General features: G+C 63.6%; 16 protein-coding genes. 11 read left to right on the forward strand and 5 right to left on the reverse strand.

Annotated features, from left to right (window positions below; all coding sequences use genetic code 11):
- Positions 1–92 precede the first annotated feature (92 nt).
- The 3 genes from IVB45_RS11500 (at position 93) to IVB45_RS11510 (ending at position 2,913) form a co-directional block, all read left to right on the forward strand.
- Positions 93–1,493 (forward strand): PAS domain S-box protein, encoded by a 1,401-nt coding sequence (locus IVB45_RS11500; protein ID WP_247288687.1) that lies wholly within the window; start codon positions 93–95, stop codon positions 1,491–1,493.
- Entirely contained in the window at positions 1,486–1,878 is a 393-nt protein-coding gene (locus IVB45_RS11505; protein WP_197031184.1) for a response regulator, read from the forward strand. The genes IVB45_RS11500 and IVB45_RS11505 overlap by 8 nt, the downstream gene beginning before the upstream one ends.
- Positions 1,879–2,421: 543 nt before the next feature.
- A complete protein-coding gene (locus IVB45_RS11510; RefSeq protein WP_027568999.1) occupies positions 2,422–2,913 on the forward strand; it encodes a septal ring lytic transglycosylase RlpA family protein in 492 nt (163 codons plus the stop codon).
- Positions 2,914–3,069: 156 nt separating this feature from the next.
- Here the strand turns inward: IVB45_RS11510 and IVB45_RS11515 are convergent, their stop codons facing one another.
- From IVB45_RS11515 to IVB45_RS11530, 4 genes are all read right to left on the reverse strand, one after another.
- Positions 3,070–4,974, reverse strand: coding sequence for an AI-2E family transporter (locus tag IVB45_RS11515; protein ID WP_247360160.1), 1,905 nt, complete (start codon positions 4,972–4,974; stop codon positions 3,070–3,072).
- Positions 4,975–5,142: 168 nt separating this feature from the next.
- Positions 5,143–5,457 (reverse strand): hypothetical protein, encoded by a 315-nt coding sequence (locus tag IVB45_RS11520; RefSeq protein WP_247288689.1) that lies wholly within the window; start codon positions 5,455–5,457, stop codon positions 5,143–5,145.
- A 146-nt stretch (positions 5,458–5,603) separates the two neighbouring features.
- A complete protein-coding gene (locus tag IVB45_RS11525) occupies positions 5,604–5,786 on the reverse strand; it encodes a hypothetical protein (protein ID WP_247359925.1) in 183 nt (60 codons plus the stop codon).
- A gap of 324 nt (positions 5,787–6,110) precedes the next feature.
- Positions 6,111–7,850, reverse strand: a complete 1,740-nt coding sequence (locus IVB45_RS11530; protein WP_247359924.1) for a HAMP domain-containing methyl-accepting chemotaxis protein — start codon at positions 7,848–7,850, stop codon at positions 6,111–6,113.
- A 220-nt stretch (positions 7,851–8,070) separates the two neighbouring features.
- Here IVB45_RS11530 and IVB45_RS11535 point away from each other — a divergent pair, with 220 nt between their 5' ends.
- The 4 genes from IVB45_RS11535 to IVB45_RS11550 all read left to right on the forward strand — a co-directional run bounded on the left by IVB45_RS11535 (position 8,071) and on the right by IVB45_RS11550 (position 14,557).
- Complete coding sequence (locus IVB45_RS11535; RefSeq protein ID WP_247359923.1) at positions 8,071–9,453, forward strand: ethanolamine ammonia-lyase subunit EutB; 1,383 nt, start codon at positions 8,071–8,073, stop codon at positions 9,451–9,453.
- Positions 9,454–9,605: 152 nt separating this feature from the next.
- Complete coding sequence (locus IVB45_RS11540) at positions 9,606–11,192, forward strand: B12-binding domain-containing radical SAM protein (RefSeq protein WP_247359922.1); 1,587 nt, start codon at positions 9,606–9,608, stop codon at positions 11,190–11,192.
- 6 nt (positions 11,193–11,198) lie between these two features.
- Positions 11,199–11,984 (forward strand): ethanolamine ammonia-lyase subunit EutC, encoded by a 786-nt coding sequence (gene eutC / locus IVB45_RS11545; RefSeq protein ID WP_247359921.1) that lies wholly within the window; start codon positions 11,199–11,201, stop codon positions 11,982–11,984.
- Positions 11,985–12,190: 206 nt separating this feature from the next.
- Positions 12,191–14,557: an MMPL family transporter gene (locus IVB45_RS11550; protein ID WP_027569007.1), complete on the forward strand. Its 2,367-nt coding sequence runs from the start codon at positions 12,191–12,193 to the stop codon at positions 14,555–14,557.
- Positions 14,558–14,679: 122 nt separating this feature from the next.
- Here the strand turns inward: IVB45_RS11550 and IVB45_RS11555 are convergent, their stop codons facing one another.
- On the reverse strand, positions 14,680–15,177 hold the full coding sequence (locus tag IVB45_RS11555) for a hypothetical protein (protein ID WP_027516853.1): 498 nt from the start codon (positions 15,175–15,177) through the stop codon (positions 14,680–14,682).
- Positions 15,178–15,638: 461 nt separating this feature from the next.
- Here IVB45_RS11555 and IVB45_RS11560 point away from each other — a divergent pair, with 461 nt between their 5' ends.
- From IVB45_RS11560 to hpnE, 4 genes are all read left to right on the forward strand, one after another.
- A complete protein-coding gene (locus tag IVB45_RS11560) occupies positions 15,639–15,872 on the forward strand; it encodes a hypothetical protein (protein WP_007593627.1) in 234 nt (77 codons plus the stop codon).
- 195 nt (positions 15,873–16,067) lie between these two features.
- On the forward strand, positions 16,068–16,952 hold the full coding sequence (gene hpnC / locus IVB45_RS11565; protein ID WP_247359920.1) for a squalene synthase HpnC: 885 nt from the start codon (positions 16,068–16,070) through the stop codon (positions 16,950–16,952).
- Positions 16,942–17,781: a presqualene diphosphate synthase HpnD gene (gene hpnD, locus IVB45_RS11570; protein ID WP_247359919.1), complete on the forward strand. Its 840-nt coding sequence runs from the start codon at positions 16,942–16,944 to the stop codon at positions 17,779–17,781. The genes hpnC and hpnD overlap by 11 nt, the downstream gene beginning before the upstream one ends.
- Positions 17,781–19,034: a hydroxysqualene dehydroxylase HpnE gene (hpnE, locus tag IVB45_RS11575; RefSeq protein WP_247359918.1), complete on the forward strand. Its 1,254-nt coding sequence runs from the start codon at positions 17,781–17,783 to the stop codon at positions 19,032–19,034. The genes hpnD and hpnE overlap by 1 nt, the downstream gene beginning before the upstream one ends.
- Positions 19,035–19,105 lie beyond the last annotated feature (71 nt).

A 19,105-nucleotide genomic window follows, 5' to 3' on the forward strand; every position in this document is an offset into this window, starting at 1 on the left:
GGTCGTGAACCAGCTTAGGAACGTCCTTGGACTGTCGCGATTGTCGCTGGCAGTTGGCGCGCTGCCCAGCGCGAGCGCTGGAGATCGTCCGCGTGCAGGAGAGCAATCACCCGACAAACGGTCCGGCCGTCCCCGCGGACAATGAGCTGCTGCGTCTCGTATTCGAGAGCGCGACGGACTTTGCTATCTTCACGACAGACCCGAACGGCATCACCACCAGCTGGAACCCCGGCGCCGAGCGGTTACTCGGGTACAAGACCGACGAAATCATCGGAAAATCGGCGGACGTGATTTTTCCCGCCGAGGAGGGTGGTTTTGAGGCGGCAGCCGAAGAACGACGCAGCGCGTTAGCTCAGGGCCGCGCCGAGGACGAACGCTGGCAGATGCGCAAGGACGGCACCCGGCTCTGGGCTTCGGGCCTGTTGATGCCGCTGGCGGAGCGCGACGCGGGTTTCGTGAAGATGCTGCGCGATCGCACCAGCCAGCACCGTGCTGCGGAGCAGCTCGCGCAAAGCGAGGAGCTGTTCCGCGTTCTCGCCACCAATATACCCCAGCTGGTTTTCCGCTCAAAAAGTGATGGTGAGCGCACTTGGGCCAGCCCGCAATGGACCATCTTCAGCGGTCTGAGCTTCGCTGATAGCATCGGTTTCGGTTGGCTTGACGCGATCCATCCGGATGATCGCGAAGAGACCCAGGCGGCCTGGCTCGAAGCGCGCGCCAAGGGCGAGTATTACGTCGAGCACCGCGTCAGGCGTTCCGCCGACAGAGAGTTCAGGTGGCATCAGACCCGCGCGGTACCGATGAAAGTCAGTTCGGATGCAGACGCTGTCGATTGGGTCGGCACGATGACGGACATCCACGAACTGCGCGTGCTTCAAGATCGGCAGAAGGTTCTCTTGGCCGAACTGCAGCACCGCAGGCGCAATCTGCTCGGGGTCGTCCAATCACTTGCCCGGCAGACGATCAGATCGAGCCCGTCCCTGGACGACTTTGCAGACGACTTTGAAAGCAGGTTGGGCGCCCTCTCCAGGGCTCAGGGTTTGCTCGCGCAAAGCGACAATCGGCCGATTGAACTCGGTGATCTGGTCAGGGCCGAATTGGAGGCGCACGCCAGTGCCGACGTGGAGAAGGTGACGACCGAGGGGCCGGCGGCACCGTTGCCGGCGATGTCGGCGCAATCGATGGCTCTCGCGCTGCATGAGCTCGCCACGAATGCGGTAAAATACGGCGCCCTCGGCCAACCCTCAGGCCGGCTGACGGTGCGATGGGAGGTCAAGAACGATCAATCCAGGCGGCAAGCAACCGTGGTATGGTCCGAAAGCGGGGTTGCCATGCCTGAGGGCGGGCCGGCGAGAAAAGGCTACGGAAGCGAATTGATCGAGCGAGCACTTCCTTATCAGCTCGGCGCCAAAACGAAGCTTCGGTTCGAACCTGACGGCGTCCACTGCGAAATCGCCGTGCCGCTCGCGAGCGAGGAGAAGCGTGATGACTGAGTCGCAATCACTACTAGGCCGGCGGCTCCTCGTCGTCGAAGACGAGTACATGATCGCTGCCGACCTGGCCCGTGCGCTGGAAGATCGCGGCGCTGAGGTCATTGGGCCGGCGGGGTCGGTCGAGGACGCCCTGAATCTGGTTGCGGCCGAACAGCGGATAGATGGCGCCGTCCTGGACATCAATCTTCGCGGCGAACGCTCCTATCCGGTTGCCGACGCACTTCGGACGCGCGGGGTGCGGTTCGTGTTCACCACCGGTTATGACGCTTGGGCGATTCCCGATGCTTATGCAGCCGTGCCACGTGTCGAAAAGCCGGTTAACATCAAGGCGCTCAGCGGACTGTTCTCGATCGATCAATCGGACGAGAAACCGCGGACGCTCTAGCCGCGCCCGTTGCGGGGCAAGGCCGCGATCCCACTCCCTGATAGCTGCGTTCCCGGCCTGCAAGATAGGTCGGATGATCGCTTGCCGCATTCGCGCGGCAGCGCGTAGCAGATTTGCCGAGGCAAGGATTACAATCCGATCAAGCGGCGCGGGTGATGGAGTAGGGGCGATCTCTTCTTCGCTTGAGAGGGTGCACGCCTGTGCAGCAGTGTATCTGCGTTGATCGCTTCTGCGGAAAGGACGGTCGATGGGAAAGAAGAGAAGGTCGGACAGGCGAGTGGAACAATCAATCTGATTGTGAGCGCCGCGGGACTCATGTGGCCGCGCCATTTCGCCGTGGCTCTTCTTGTCACGCTGTTGACGCAATGTCCGTCTTAGACGGCGACAACTAAAAACACCGTTTGGAACCATTCTGGTTCCTGCAATGGTTCCGCAGCCGGGGTTGGCTCGACCTGTAAACATCGCGAACCCGAACGCTTCCGCGTTTGCTTGATGATGTTTTGAGGCATCGGAACCGGACAATCGAAAATCACAGGAGATATGATGGTGTTCCGATCCAGCGCCGCAATTTGCGGCGCCGTGGTTGCGCTTGCCGTTTCCGTTACTGTTGCTCGATGCGAAGCCGCTGGAGTTCACTCAAGCGCTGTCGTCAATGTCGCTTCCGGGGAAGCGATCGTCGGCGCGGCGTCCACGTACAATCCGTTCAAGCCGGGCAAAGAGGAGGGCGGCCCGAAGACAGCCTCCGGCGAGCGCTATGATCCCTCAGTCTGGTCGGCCGCCATCAAAACGAGTTTGCGTAAGAAATTCGGTGGAGTCCAGTTTGGCGCGAAGCCGAAATACGCCCTCGTAGAGGCCGTCGGCAAGAAGGTCATCGTCAAGATAAATGACGTGGGACCGCTAAGGCCTGGCCGCATCATCGACCTCAACGAGCGGACGATGCGCCATTTTGATCCGGGCCTGCAGCGCGGGGTCATTCCCGATGTAAAGGTGCGGCCGCTTGCCGGCGGCGATTGGACCCCCGGGCCGGTTGGCTGAACCGTCGCACCAGAAGGTCGCGCAGCACGGTCCTTTGTATGTGACTGAGGGAGTGCCAGGACACACCGGCCTTGAGCCGGATCCGATGTCGGCAGGAACGAAGGCCTTTCGGGTTTGCTGCGCGCCTGCAGCAGCCATGTCTCCGCGTATAAACTGCTAGCCGGCCGTGATCTTCGAAGTCCGGCCTTCAGCGACTGTGCCAAGGGAGTCCACACCCGTCGCCTCTATGCAGAGTTTAAGCGCCCCGCCCAGAGTTGCAGCAGCCAGATCCGCCTTGGCGCCTTCCCGCAGATTTTCCAGCGCCGATGGGTCGATGTCCTTCATCCAGCAACCCAGAATGATTGTAGCCTTCGGCAATTTACGGCGAAGCCGTCGCACCGAGTAACGCATATGGGCCGGGCTGCTTGCATCCATATAGACGAGGCAGACAATGGCGACCCCGTCGGTCTCCAGGCGGAAGATATTCGCCGTCGACAACGCTTCCGCTGCCTCGACTCTGGCCGACAAGCCATGCGCTCCGGTCAGTTGAGCCAGCATGATCGCAGCGGCTTCGTCGATCGGATTTCGCCCGGCCACGCAGAGCACGGGATGTTCGCCTTGCCATTCAGTGGGCAAGTCCTCCTTGCGCAGCACCCGCAGACCCTCATAAGGCGCATCCTCAGCCACGCCTTCTATGGCAGATGTAGCTTCGACATCTGTGGTCGGGCCGACCTTCGGCGGCGGACGCTCATCCTGCTCCGAAATGTTATTGGCAAATTCCTGGACCGCATCCCTGATTTTAGCCAGCCGGTCGGGATCCAGAGCGCCGCGCTCGGCATCCGCTTGAGCCAGCTGCAGTCCTCGCAAGGCGACTTCGTCGTAATAAGAGCTGAGAGATCGCTCCTTCAAGAACTCCTCGGCTTTTGCAGATGCTTCGGTCGGATCGCCGGCGAGCATCCGCTGATAGAATATCTCAGGCGGAGAGAGCGCTGGTCGGTCTCCAAACATGACGTCCAGGAACTCCAGGCGCTCGACGTGGCGGCCCAAGACGACCAGACACACCGTAAGGGGTGTTGCGAGAACGAGGCCGATCGGACCCCAGAGCGCCGTCCAGAATGTCGCAGAAGCGACAACGGCCACCGGCGACAGTCCCGTGCTGTGTCCATAGACCATCGGCTCGAGCACATGGCCGACGACGGGCTCCACCACCACGAACAGCGCGATCGTCCACAGCAGCATCGTCCAGGTTGGATCGACCGCAACCGCGAGAGCGAGAGGGAACGCGGCGGCGATGACCGCCCCAATGTAAGGCACGAAGCGCAGCACTGCCGCCAGAATACCCCACAGGATCGCGCTTGGAACGCCGATCAGCCAGAGACCCATTCCGATGATGATGCCGAAGCCCCCGTTCACGAGAAGTTGGATAAGGAAAAGCCGGCTGAGGCGGCTCGCCGCGTCATCAAGGGCGGCTGTGGTGCGCTGCAGGTCATCCGAACCGGCCAGCCTGATCAGACGATTACGAAGATCCTCGCGCTGAAGCAGAATGAAGATCACGAATATGACAATGATCCCGGTCGTTGCGAGTGGATGAAGCAATGGTGAAATCAGCGTTTGCAAGCTCTCCAGCGCGCCGGGATCGGGCTGAAGCACTTCCACAGGAACGGGCTTCGGCGGGGCCGCTTTCGGAGCTGCTATGGTCCCCAACGAGTTCGCGGCCTCCTTGGGCTTGTCGAGTTCTTTGCTGAGGTCCTTCAACATGCTGGAAGCCCGCTCGAGCGTGCCCCGACCGGCCGTGGTCTCACGGAAGGATTGGATCTTCTCGCTTATTGTGGACTGATATCGCGGCAAATCGCCGGCCAGCTGCGCGAGTTGGGTAGCGAGCAGACTGCCCATCGCAAATATGAATGCGAAGGCGATCACGACCACGCTCACCACAGCCAAACTGCGTGGAATGCGCAGTCGCTGAACCAGTCGAACCAGAGGCGCCAGCACGAAGCTGAGCAAGACGGCCAGCGCTATCGGAATGATGATCTCGCGACCATAATACAGCACCATGACAATGATCGCGGCGAGAATGGCCATCGCCACGGCGCTCAATAGAGAAATCAGTTCTTCCGGTGTTCGTGCTTTGAATGGCTGCCTGATCACAGCTCCTCGCTAGGCCGGGAAAAGCGGCGAGTTTGTTGACGTCCAGTGAGTTCAAAGAAGCCGCGGATTGCTCCGCGGCTTCTGCATTCACCGGCTCGTATCTCAGTAGCGGTCGGTGCCGATCCCGACGCTCACGCCGGGAGCACGGAAGCCGATGCCGCTGCGCTCTTCATAGCCGCGCCGCTCGATGTAGCGCTCGCGAGGCGCATATCCGTAGGAATCGCGCCCATCGCGGATGATAACACGCCGCTCGCTGCGCTCGCGCCAGCAACGACCGTCTTCATTGCAGACCATGCGCACGTTTTGAACGTTGCTGTCCGGAGCGGCATACAGGGTGGGAGACAGCGGGGCTGCAGAAGCAGCGGTCACAAGAAGGGCACTTGCTGCGGCCGTCAGAGCGGCTGTTAAAAATTTCATGGTGTTTCTCCAAAATGTGATGTGTCAGTGAGGCAATAGACTGGGAACCCAATGGTTCCATGGCTGAACAGATATCGTCAGCTGCCGCCACTCTGTTCGCAGGCATCCCGTGCCCGAAAGACAGATCAACTCGCTATGATTGGCGATTATGACTTGGAAGATGGGATTGCGGAGAGAGCCATCGCGCGCTCTCTATGAAGATCGGCTTCGAGATCCTGGACGATGTCGTGGAGCAGAACGGCGGCAAGCGGATCGGTCACCTCTCGCTCCAACGCCCGGTAGCGCAAGATCAGGACCTCCTGTTCGTCGAATTGGCCGTCTGCAGGCATGCTGTAATTCCCTCCGCATACCGACGCAGAGGCGGCTGGATAGTTTCGCTAAAAGTTCTGGATCATTGTCTATGGGGCATCAAGCGACGAGAGGCGGCCTCAGCCGGCCTTCGGCTTTCCACGATCTGCCGGCCCCCAGCGCGGAAAGCTCCAACATTGACATCATGCCCCTGTTTTGCCCGACGGAGCAAATGGATTCGAAAAATCCGCAAAAAATAACGCCGATGGCCAAGCCATTGAAATCGCTGTCCCCGGCGACTGTGCATGGGGTTGTTTTCGCGTTTTATTGATAGAGCGACCCCAGCGCCGCCGGTGGACGTCCCGTCATCCGGCCTTGGCGATGCGGCCGTCCGCTGCGCCCGAGCGGAGGTTCTGGAAGAACTTCTCCACCTCGCGCGACAGCGTCTCCGCCGTCTCGGTCACGCTGCTCGCAGCCGTCAGCACCGAGGAGGCCGCCGTATCGGTCTCGCCGATGGCGTCGCGGAGCGAGCTGATGTTGGCGACGAGGGTCTCGTTGCCTTGGGCCGCCGATTGCGCGTTGGACGAGATCTCGCGCGTGGCGGCATCCTGCTGGCCGATGGCGCCGGCGATCGCCGAGGTGACGTCGTTGATCTCGCGCACCGCGCCGCCGATCTCGCGGACGGCGTCGACCGCGTTGCGGGTGGAGGACTGGATCATCGAGACGTTCTCGCTGATGTCGGCGGTCGCTTTCGCGGTCTGCCCTGCGAGTGCCTTGACTTCGTGTGCGACGACGGCGAAGCCGCGACCGGCATCGCCGGCGCGCGCCGCCTCGATGGTGGCATTGAGCGCGAGCAGATTGGTCTGTTCGGCGATCGCCTGGATCAGGCTGAGCACGCCGTCGATGCGTTGCGTGGCAGCGGCCAGGCTCTCGATCTCGGCGATGGATTTCTCGGTGCGCTGGCCGGTCTGCTCGACCGCGCTGGCGGATTGCCGCACCTGCCGGCCGATCTCCACCACCGACGCCGACAGCTCCTCGGCCGCGCCTGCCACCGCCGTGACGTTGTGCGAAGCCTGCTCGGTGGCGTTCGCCGCCGTGCCGGCGCGGCTGCTCGCGTCCGCGGTGACGCGGGTGATGGTCTGCGCCGTCTCGCGCATCACGGAGGCGTTGTCGCTGAGGCCGCGCATGATCGCGCCGATCGCCTCGCGAAACGCGTCGACGGATTGTTCGATGTGGCGGGCGCGCTCTTCGCGCGCGGCGGAGTCCTGCGAGACCTGTGAGGCGAGGTTGCGGTTACGCGCCATCGCGTCCTGGAAGATCTGGATCGCGCGTGCCAGTGCGCCGATCTCGTCGGCGCGGTGGCTGTGAGGCACCACGACGTTCTCGGCGCCGTCAGCGACCTGCTTGATGGTCGCGGTGATGGCGGAGAGGGGGCGTGCGATCGAGCGGGCGATGATGACGATGCCGATCACGACGAGCGCGAGCGCCACGCCGGCGAGGCAGGTCAGGACGAGGGACAGGATGCGATTGGTCTCGGTCTCGTGCGCGATTTGCCTGGCGCGCTCGGCATAGACCTTGGACAGCCCCTCGAGATCCTTGTTCAGCGCCGAACGCACGGTGCGGTTGGCGTCGTTGTCGCCCCATTCGCGGCCCGCGGCCGCATTGATCTCGACGCCGCGGCGCACCAGCTCCTTGCGAAACTCGACGAACTGCTCGATGCGCTTCCTGAAGGTGGCGAACTGCTCGGCATCGTCAGCCTTGACGATGGTCTCCCAGCGCTTCACGACGTCAAGGATCTGGGCGTTGAACTTGAGCAGGCCCTCGCCGTATTTCTTCACCACGGCGGGCTCGGTCGACATGTAGACGCCGCGCGATTCCATCACGACCGCATAGACCAGCGAGTTGACCCGCTCGACGTTCAGCGCGGCGGCGTTCGCAGTCTCGATCGCGCTCGTCAGGTCGGCACCGCGGCGGCTGTTGTAATCGGACAGCATCGCGATCGCCGCCGTGAGCAACGCGAACAGTGCAAAGATCGCGTAGAGCTTGTTGGCAAGCGTGAAGCGGCCGGCGAGGCCGGTGGCATTCCCAGGTCGGTCAGTTGTCATGGTTTTCAGGGGCCCGAATGGCCGGGAGCGGCCGGAGAGCGCGGTCGTGCAAATTATTGCAAAACTATGCAGAATGAAGATGGACGCGGCGTTAACGCCGGGTTTGGCCCCCTTTGCCCTCGGCCGAAAGAAAGGTAGATATTTCAGCGTCTTGATCTGAAGGTATAGTCTTGGGATCGCCCTGGAGTCGGCCTCTGGCCGACGAACCCCGGAGAGACCTTTGGTCTACCGCCACACCATCGACGCAACGACCTACACGTTCCCGGATTTGCGCGACCTGCTCGCCAAGGCGACGCCGCCGCGCTCCGGCGACCGGCTGGCTGGGATCGCCGCCGCCAGTGCCGAACAGATGATCGCGGCGCGGATGGCGCTGGCCGACGTCCCGCTCGGGCAGTTCTTGCAGGAAGCCGTCATCCCCTATGAGACCGACGAGGTCACCCGCCTCGTCATCGACAGCCACGACGCCAAGGCCTTCGCGCCGGTGGTTTCGCTGACGGTCGGTGCCTTTCGCGACTGGCTGCTGTCGGATGCCGCGACGCCCGAAATCTTGCGGAAGTTAGGAGGCGGCATCACCCCGGAGATGGCCGCCGCGGTCTCGAAGCTGATGCGCAACCAGGATCTGATCCTGGCGGCGCGGAAATGCCAGGTCACCACCGCTTTCCGCAACACCATCGGCCTGAAGGGCCGGATGAGCACCCGGCTCCAGCCCAACCATCCCTTCGACGACGCCAGGGGCATCACCGCCTCCATCCTCGACGGCATCCTGCTCGGCGCCGGCGATGCCTGCATCGGTATCAACCCGGCGAGCGACGACCCGGCCGTGATCGGCCAATTGCTGCGGCTGCTCGACGAGATCATCGCGCGGCTGAAGATCCCGACCCAGGCCTGCGTGCTGACCCATGTCACCACGACGCTGTCGCTGATCGGGCAGGGGGCGCCGGTCGACCTCGTGTTCCAGTCGGTCGCCGGCACTGAGGCTGCCAACCGCAGTTTTGGCATCGACCTTGCGCTTCTGAAGGAGGCGCAGGAGGCCGGGCTGTCGCAGAAGCGCGGTACGGTTGGCCAGAACGTGATGTATTTCGAAACCGGGCAAGGCTCGGCGCTGTCGGCCAATGCCCATCACGGCGTCGACCAGCAGACCTGCGAGGCGCGCGCCTATGCGGTCGCCCGCGCCTTTGCGCCCCTCCTGGTCAACAGCGTGGTCGGCTTCATCGGCCCGGAATATCTCTACGACGGCAAGGAAATCATCCGGGCCGGGCTGGAAGATCACTTTTGCGGCAAGCTGCTCGGCCTGCCGCTCGGCATCGACATCTGCTACACCAATCACGCCGAGGCGGACCAGGACGACATGGACAATCTGCTGACGCTGCTGGCGGCCGCCGGCGTCACCTTCATCATGGGCGTTCCCGGCGCCGATGACGTCATGCTGAACTATCAGTCCACGTCTTTTCACGACGCGCTCTACGTCCGCGACGTCTTCGGACTGCGCCGCGCACCGGAATTCGACGACTGGCTGGTGCGGTCCGGCATTGCGGGCCCAGATTTCCGTCTTGCCGGCGATGCAGGCCTGCTGCCCGATTTTGCGTCACGGCTGATCGCGTGACTCGGCGGAGGCACCCGGCGACCCGAGGCAACCATTGGTGCCCCAGGGAATTAGGCTCATGCCACAATATTGAGAAATTCCGGCGGCAGCATTACGCTATGTGTCTGTCTGGCAATTTCCGCGGCTAAGTCGAGCGTGGCGGGGGAGCTTTGATGCGAGCTGAAAGTAACGGGACGTCCCGGCGGATTCTCTGCGTGTTTCCGCGATACACATCGTCGTTCGGGACGTTCGAGCATTCCTACCCCCTGACCGATGGCGTCCGCGCCTTCATGCCGCCGCAGGGACTTTTGCTGCTCGCGGCCTATTTGCCCAGGGAATGGCAGGTCAAATTCGTCGACGAGAACCTTCGCCGCGCGACAAGGGAAGAGTTCGAGTGGGCCGAGGCGGTCTTCGTCAGCGGCATGCACATCCAGCGCCAGCAGATGAACGATATCTGCCGCCGCGCCCACGAGTTCGATCTGCCCGTCGCGCTCGGCGGTCCCTCCGTCAGCGCCTGCCCGGATTACTATCCGTCCTTCGATTATCTCCATGTCGGCGAACTCGGCGACGCCACCAATCAGCTGCTCGAGATCTTGTCGCGGGACATCTCGCGTCCGGAAGCGCAGGTGGTTCTGACCACCAAGGACCGCGTGCCGATGACGGAGTTTCCGATCCCAGCCTACGAGCTCGCCGACGTAAAGAAGTACTTCCTCGGCAGCATCCAGTATTCCAGCGGCTGTCCCTATCAATGCGAGTTCTGCGACATCCCCGGCCTCTACGGCCGCAATCCGCGCCTCAAATCGCCGGAGCAGATCATCGCCGAGCTCGACCGCCTGCGTGAATGCGGCATGACCGACACGGTCTATTTCGTCGACGACAATTTCATCGGCAACCGCAAGGCGGCGCTGGACCTCCTGCCGCATCTGATCGAATGGCAGAAGAGGACCGGCTACATGGTGCGGCTCGCCTGCGAGGCGACGCTCAACATCGCCAAGCGGCCGGAAATCCTCGAGAAGATGCGCGAGGCCTATTTCGTCACCATCTTCTGCGGCATCGAGACGCCCGACCCCGATGCGCTGAAGGCGATGCACAAGGACCACAATATGATGGTCCCGATCCTCGAGGGCGTGCAAACCATCAACTCCTACGGCATGGAGGTCGTGTCCGGCATCATCATGGGGCTCGACACCGACAAGCCGAACACTTCGGAGGCGCTGCTCGCCTTCGTCGAGGACTCCCGAATTCCGCTGCTCACGATCAACCTGCTTCAAGCCCTGCCGAAGACGCCGCTGTGGGACCGTCTTGAGCGCGAGGGACGCCTGGTCGAGGACGACGGCCGCGATTCCAATGTCAACTTCCTGCTGCCCTACGACGACGTCGTCGCGTCCTGGAAGCACGCCATGGCCGTCGCCTACGAGCCCGAGAAGGTCTACGCGCGCTTCCAGTATCAATGCGACCACGTTTACGTGCACCGCCTGAAGATGCCGACGCCGGATGAGATGAAGACTTGGCCCAACATCAGGCGCGGCCTCGTCATGCTGCGAAACATCTTCTGGAAGGTCGGCGTGCTCGGCGACTACAAGCGCGTGTTCTGGAAGTTCGCGCTGGGCCGCATCAAGCGCGGCGATCTCGAAGGCCTGATCGGCTGCACCCTGATCGCGCACCATCTCATCACCTTTGCGCGGGCGGCCTCGACCGGCCAGCAAAATGCCTCGAACTATTCGATCCGGCTACGCGAGGCTTCCGTCCCCGCCGAATGATGCGACATGTCTGATCCGGCCACCCCGCGTCGCCCGACCCTCGATCTGCGGTCGCTCACGCCTGCGCGCGTCGCGCTCGGGCGCAGCGGCGCGAGCCTGCCGGCGCGGGCACTGCTCGATTTCACGCTGGACCATGCCCGCGCCCGCGATGCCGTGCATGCCGTCTTCGATGCGCCGCGGCTGGTTGCGGATCTCCGCGCGCTTGGCCTCGTCGTCACCGAGGCGAACAGCCGGGCGGTCGATCGCAGGGACTATCTGCGGCGGCCCGACCTGGGCAGACGGCTCGATGCCGGATCAATCGAGGCCCTGGCGCGGAGCGCTTCGGAGCCGTGCCGACTCGCGGTCGTGATTGGCGATGGGCTGTCAGCGGCGGCGGTCCACGCCCATGCGGCCGCGCTGGTGATGCGCCTGCTGCCGTTGCTCGCAGCCGACGATGGTGTCGCGATCAGCCATGTCGTCGTCGCCTCAGGCGCGCGCGTCGCGCTGGGCGACGAGATCGGCGCCATTCTCGGCGCGCGCATGGTCGCGACGCTGATCGGCGAGCGGCCGGGCCTGTCGGCGCCCGACAGTCTCGGCGCCTATCTGACTTTCGCCCCGAAGCCGGGCCGCACCGATGCCGAGCGCAATTGCGTGTCGAACATCCACAAGGCCGGGTTGAGCTATGACGAGGCGGCCTTCAAGATCGCCTGGCTGGTCCGCGAGGGGCTCGCGCGGGAAGTGAGCGGTGTGGCGCTGAAGGACGAGAGCGCGGACCGCGCGCCGCGTCGAATTGGCACGGCTTTGCCCGAATGAAGGGCATTAAGGCAAAATCGCCACATCTTGATCGATTCGGCCACACTCCGCCTGCTTGCGAGATGGGTGATTGACCTGCTAAACCCCTCGCGGCGATTTTCTGCGCATTTTCAAAGGGCAAGCCTCCCATTGGTATGGCATTTTCAAGCCGTTCGCGGGGCGCGACAAGCTCACAGACCCGAGCCGATTTAGGAACTGGACAAGGCATGCTCGAAAAGCACAGCGAGAGTGAGGTTCATGTCGACAAGGTCGAGCAAGGCCCTGCGTCCTCGATCGCCTTCGGGCTGGAGCGCATTGGGCTGATCGCCGTCCGGGCGCCCATCGTCTCCTGCATCGTCCTGCTCGTGCTGATCGTCGGCGCCGTGTTCGGCATCCACCGCATCAAGATCGACGATTCGCTGTCGCAGCTGTTCCGGTCCAACACGCCGGAATTCCGCCAGTACGAAGCGGTGACCAAGAAGTTCCCGGCCGAGGAATTCGACGTTCTCGTCGTAGTCGAGGGCAAGACCCTGCTGGCGCGGAACAACCTCGAGAAGCTGCGCGACTTCGTCACCGACATGCAGCTGGTCGAGGGGACGCGCGGACTGGTCTCGCTGTTCTCCGCGCGTCAGGCGCCGGCGCCGGGCAAGCTTCCCGCCGCGCTGTTCCCGCCCGAGCTGCCCGAGGGCGCGGCCTATGACAAGTTCATCGAGGGCGTCAAAGCCAACGAGATCATCCGCGGCAAGCTGTTGTCCGAGGACGGTACGCTGGCGCTGATCGTGCTGTCGCTCGATCCGGAGGTGGTCGCCTCCAATAAGCTGACCAAGACCGTCGCCGACATCCGCGCGCTGATGAAGGAAGACCTCGGCGACACCGGGCTCAACGTGCAGCTGTCCGGCGTGCCGGTGATGCAGCTCGAGATCCGCAACGCGGTCGAGCGCGACGGGCTCACCTACAACATCCTCGGCATTCTCGCCGGCTGTGTCATTGCCATCATCTTCTTCCGCAAGATCTCATTCATGGTGGCGGCCGCGTTCCCGCCGATGATCGCGATCCTGCTGGCGCTCGGCGCGCTCGGCTGGGCCAATTTCAATCTCAACATGTTCCTGAACGTGATGACGCCGCTCATCATGGTCATCAGCTTCTCGGACTCGATGCAGCTCACCTTCGCCGCGCGCGACCGGCTGATCGCAGGCCAGGACAAGTTCACCGCATTCAAGAACGCGGTGCTGGTGGTGGGACCGGCCTGCGTGCTGACGCACGGCACCGCCGGCATTTCCTTTATCGCGCTCCAGTTCTCCGACTCCGATCTGATCCGCAAGTTCGGCGAGGCGGGTCTCGCCGCCACCATCATCGCGCTGGTCGCGGTGTTGTCGCTGGTGCCGGTGTTCGGCGTGCTGTTGGTGCGCAACGAGAAGGTCTTTGCGACCAAGTTCCAGACTGCGGATGCCGGCGTGCAGGCGCTGCGTAATTTCTGCTACTGGATCGCGGTGCGCATGGTGGGCCGTCCCGGCCTGTTCAGCCTGATCGCCGTGGTGTTCGTGGCGGGCCTCGGCGTCATCTACGCCAATCTGGAGCCGCGCTACCGGCTCGCCGACCAGGTGCCGGACAAGCGCCAGGCGGTCGCCGCCAGCGACCGGCTCGACGCCAAGCTCACCGGCGCCAACCCGGTCAACGTTCTGATCCAGTTCCCCAAGGGTGAATCGCTCTATTCGCCGGAGACGCTGCAGACCATCGCCGACGTGCACGCGACGGTGGAGAAGGCAGCCGGTGTCGGCAATGTCTGGTCGGTCGAGACCCTGCGCCGCTGGCTCGCGGACAAGGCCGGCAGCGCCGACGTCGCGACCCTGAAGGAATATGTCAGCGTCATTCCGGAGCATCTGGTGCGCCGGTTCATCGATGCCGAGCAGGACGCCGTGGTGGTCGCAGGTCGCGTGCCGGACAAGGATTCCAGCCAGCTCCTGCCGATCGTCGACAAGCTCGATTCCGAGCTCGACGCCGTCCGCAAGAAGCATCCCGGCTATGAAGTGGCGGTTACGGGTCTTGCCGCGATTGCCGCGCGCAACTCGGCCGGCATGATCGAGAAGCTCAACCGCGGGCTCACCGTCGAATTCGCGCTGGTCGCGATTTTCATCGGCCTGGCCTTTCGGTCCTGGGTGGTGATGTTCGCCTGCATCCTGCCGGGCATCTTCCCCGTCGTGATGTCGGGAACGGTGCTGTGGGCCATGGGCGAGGGACTGCAATTCGCCAGTGTCGTGGCTCTGACCGTTTCGTTCGGCCTGGGCTTAAGCGCCACCATCCACTTCCTCAACCGCCTCAGGCTCGAGAGCAAGCCGGGCGTCGGCTCGGCGCTCGCGGTGGAGCGCGCGACCGTGCTGGTCGGTCCGGCATTGATCCTGACCACGCTGGTGCTGGCCTGCGGTCTCGTCGTCACGGTGTTCTCCGACCTGCCGTCGCTGCGGCTGTTCGGCTGGCTCAGCGCCTTCTCGATGGTCATGGCGCTCGTCGCCGATCTCTTCATCCTGCGGCCGACGGCGATGTGGCTGATCAATCTGCACGCCAAGCTTCAGGGCACCGACAAGCCGGCGATCTGAGCGGTTTCATTCATCAGACATGAAATCGGCGCGGTCCGGGCGACTGCGCCGCGTCTCCGACAAACAACAAAGCCCCGGTTCGCGAGAACCGGGGCTTGCTGCTTTCGAAGCGGTAAGAGCTGTCAGCCCTTCGTCATCGTGATGTTGACGCCGCGAATCTCGCCCTTGGACGAGATCTGCACCGTTTGCTTGGTGCCATTGGTGCGCAGCGACAGATTGGCGGCAAAGCCGTTGGCCTCGACGAACACCTCAATCTGGCCGCCACCGGCAGTGCCCTGGAGATTGCCGAAGATGTTGCGGTTGGTCTCGCTCCAATTGCCGGAGATGCGCTCGCCCTGGCTGGTCACGTCACTGGTGAGGTCGAATTTGTAGCTGTCGGACGCGCAGTGCAGCGCCTGCTTGAGGCTGAGACCGGTGCCGGCAACCTTGTAGTCGGCCTTGCAGCGGATGCGCTCGGTGGATCCGTCGGACAGCGACACCGTACCCGTGCCGGTCCACGCGCCCTCGAAACCTGCAAACGGTCCGGACGACTGAGCCTGACTTGTCGAAACCGAGAAGAGCAGCACAGCGCCGATGCCGGCCGCCTTGATTGCCAGTTCAGATCGCCCAAAGAATTTCATCTTCAAAATATCCCGTTTTGGAACGACGTCCGCTTGTCACCAAGGACGTCTCGCCACATCGAAGGTTTAGTGTTCCGAGCCTGTGTCAGGTTCAATGGCCGGCCGGCCACATGTCGGCATCGCGAAGTGCGTTTGCCATGGGTAGCCTCCGTATTCTCTGCGTTTCGGCATGTTTCTGGCGCCCAAGGCGGGATGGAGAGATGCAGCTCTGCAACAGGTGCGCAGCAAAACGCGGCGCACCTGGATTATGACGTAGTATCAGTCTCTTACATTTGCCAGAGAAGGCGCAGGGAAGACCTGATTTGGTGGACGTGGCGCCAATTTGGCCGCATTTGCCAGTGCTTGTGCCTTCTCCGAGGCCGCTACTCCCGCGGCGACTTGCCATCAGAACAATCCGTTCCGGTCGTCGCCCAGTGCTGCCCGGGATAGGTGCGATTCTGCCGTCAGAATGAAGGAATACAATGCGTAAGCTTCTCGTCGCTCTCACCTTGCTGTCGGCCTCCCTCTCGACCGCAGCGTTCGCCCAGCAAGGGCGCGGCACCGACGCCGAGCAGAAGGCCTGCTCGCGCGATGTGCAGAAGCTCTGCCGTCCGGTCATCGACCAGGGCGATTTCACCATCCTGGCCTGCCTCAAGGAGAACCGGGCCAAGATCTCGCAGGCCTGCGACCAGGTCCTGAAGAACCACAACCAGTAAGCTCGGCCACTGGCCCACAAAAAGGCGGCCTTTTGGGCCGCCTTTTCGGACCTGATCCGCGAAGGGCAGCCATCGAGAGACAGGATTGGTTTTGCGGCCGTATTCCCCTATATGGGGGCCGCGGCGGCATCGCCGGCACGGGCTAGCGCGAGCGAAAAAGCCCTTCCTGTCCAAACGATTGTAGACCAGCCCTCGATGACCTCTGCGAGCGAATTGCGATCCGGCAAGGGTGAGCGCGACGAGAATTTTCCCGTCGCGTCCTGGATCATTCATCCGCGTCATCGCGCGCTGATCCTGGCGTATTACAATTTCGTCCGCACCGCCGACGACATCGCCGACCACGCCACGCTGCCGCCGGATAAGAAGCTCGCTTATCTCGACCTGCTCGAGGCGGAATTGCTCGGCACGGGCGACACCCAGGCCGAGGCCGTCAGATTGCGGCACGCACTGGCCGAACGTGGCATGGCGCCGCGCCACGCGCTCGACGTGCTCATCGCGTTCCGTATGGACGTGACCAAGTTGCGCTACGAGAATTGGGACGAGGTCATCCATTATTGCCGCTACTCGGCGATGCCGGTCGGCCGCTTCATGCTCGACGTCCATGGTGAGAGCACCTCGACCTGGGCTGCGTCGGATGCGCTCTGTGCAGCGCTGCAGATCAACAACCACCTTCAGGATTGCGGCAAGGATTTCCGCGAGCTCAACCGCGTCTATCTGCCGCGCGACGCGTTGGCCGCGAGTGGCGCCTCGGTCGAGCAGCTCGGACTGGCGCAGTCCCCGCCGGCGATGCTGGCCTGCCTTCAGGCTCTCGCCGTGCGCAACGAAGCGCTGCTGGACGAGGGCAGGTCGCTCAGCGCGGAAATCAGGGATTTCCGCCTCGGCGTCGAGGTCTCGGTGATCCAGGCCTATGCCGACCGCATCGTGCGCCTGTTGAAGGTGCGCGATCCCTTGCGCGAACGCGTGCACCTGAACAAGCTCGAGCTCCTCACCTTCAGCCTCGCCGGCATGATCGGCGAAGTCGGCCGCCGCGCGGTTGGACGCAAGGCCATTTCCAGACCGGGGACTGCACATGACGCTTGAGGCGACCTCGCCCAGCGCCAATTATGGCTCGACCGCATCCGGCAGTTCGTTCTACGCCGCGATGCGCATCTTGCCGCACGACCAGCGCGAAGCGATGTTCCAGATCTACAGCTTCTGCCGGCAGGTCGACGACATCGCCGATTCCGATGGTCCGCGCGACGAGCGGCTCGCCGCCCTTCAGGCGTGGCGCAACGACATCGATGCGCTCTACCAGGGCAATCCGCCGCCGCGGCTGAAGGACTACGTCGCCTCGGTGAAGACCTTCGGCCTCAAGCGCGAGGATTTCCTCGCGATCGTCGACGGCATGGAGATGGACGTGCCGCAGGACATCCGCGCGCCCGACATGGCGACGCTGGATCTCTATTGCGATCGCGTCGCGAGCGCCGTGGGGCGGTTGTCGGTCCGGGTCTTCGGCCTGCCGGAAGAAGACGGCATCGAGCTCGCCCATCATCTCGGCCGCGCGCTCCAGCTCACCAACATCCTGCGCGACATCGACGAGGACGCGGGCCTCGGCCGGCTCTATCTGCCGCGCGAAGCGCTGCTGCATGCCGGCATCACCTCCAACGATCCGGACCGCGTGATCGTCGAGCGCGCGCTGCCGAAGGTCTGCCTGCCGCTGGCGCAGCGCGCAAAGGTGTATTTCGAGAAGTCGGACGAGATCATGAACCGCAACCGCCGCCGCGCGGTGCGCGCGCCGCGGATGATGTCGAAATACTATCATGCCATTCTGGATCTCCTGATCGCGCGCGGGTTCAACGCGCCGCGCGAGCCGGTGCGTGTGTCGAAGGTCACACGCATCGCCATCCTGCTCCGTTACGCTCTCATCTGATGCAAAAAACAGCTCACATCATCGGTGCTGGAATCTCCGGCCTTTCCGCCGCCGTGCGGCTTGCCAATGCCGGCTTCAAGGTCGCCGTGCACGAGGCGACGCAGCAGGCCGGCGGCCGTTGCCGTTCCTATTTCGACGGCGCCACCAATCTCACCATCGACAACGGCAACCATCTGCTGCTGTCCGGCAACAGTCATGCGCGCGCCTATGCGCGCTCGATCGGCACCGAGGCGGGCCTCGTCGGTCCGGAGCGCGCGCAGTTTCCCTTCGTCGATCTCAAGACCGGGCAGCGCTGGCAGATCGACCTCGGCGACGGCCGGCTCCCGACCTGGGTGCTCGACGAGAGCCGCCGCGTCCCCGACACTGGGCTGACCGATTATCTGAAGCTGGCGCCGCTGATCTGGGCATCGGAAGAGACGCTGGTCGGCAAGTCAATTCCGTGCGAAGGCGTCCTCTATCAGCGCCTGGTGCAGCCGCTGCTGCTCGCGGCGCTCAACGTCGATCCCCCCGAAGGCTCGGCGGGGCTCGCCGGCGCGATCGTGCGCGAGACGCTGCTCGCCGGCGGGCAGGCCTGCCGTCCCCTGATCGCGCGCGACGGGCTCAGCGCGGTACTGATCGAGCCTGCCGTGACGTTCCTGCAGGAGCGCGGGCACAGCGTTCAGCTCGGCCATGAGCTGCGCTCGTTTGCGACCCATGACGGCAAGGTCGGCGCGCTGAATTTCGGCGGCGAGGATGTGATCCAGATCGGCGCGGGCGATGTCGTCGTGATGGCGGTGCCGCCGCGCGCTGCCTCCAACCTGCTGCCGGGCCTGAAGACGCCGACCGAATTCCGCGCCATCGTGAATGCGCATTTCCGCGTCGAGCCGCCGGCGGGATCGGCTCCGATCCTCGGCGTGATCGGCGGCGTCGTGGAATGGCTGTTTGCGTTCCCGAACCGGCTGTCCGTCACCATCAGCAACGGCGACCGCCTGGTCGACATGCCGCGCGAGGAACTCGCGCAGGCGATCTGGAACGACGTCTGCAAGGCGGGCGGTGTTTCGGGCGAGCTGCCCCCCTGGCAGATCGTGCGCGAGCGCCGCGCCACATTTGCGGCGACGCCGGCGCAGAATGCCCTGCGTCCAGGGCCGGTCACTGCGCTGAAAAACCTGTTTCTTGCAGGCGATTGGACTGCTACGGGATTGCCTGCAACCATCGAGGGATCGGTCCGATCCGGTGATCGCGCCGCCGATCTGGTTCTGGCCGCCAAGGGATAGTGACAGGCGGCCCTGACGGGCATTTGTCCCGGTCAATTTCGGCCCATTCAATCGACTATCGGAGCAATCGA

The organism is Bradyrhizobium sp. 4, assembly GCF_023100905.1.
Lineage (GTDB): Bacteria > Pseudomonadota > Alphaproteobacteria > Rhizobiales > Xanthobacteraceae > Bradyrhizobium.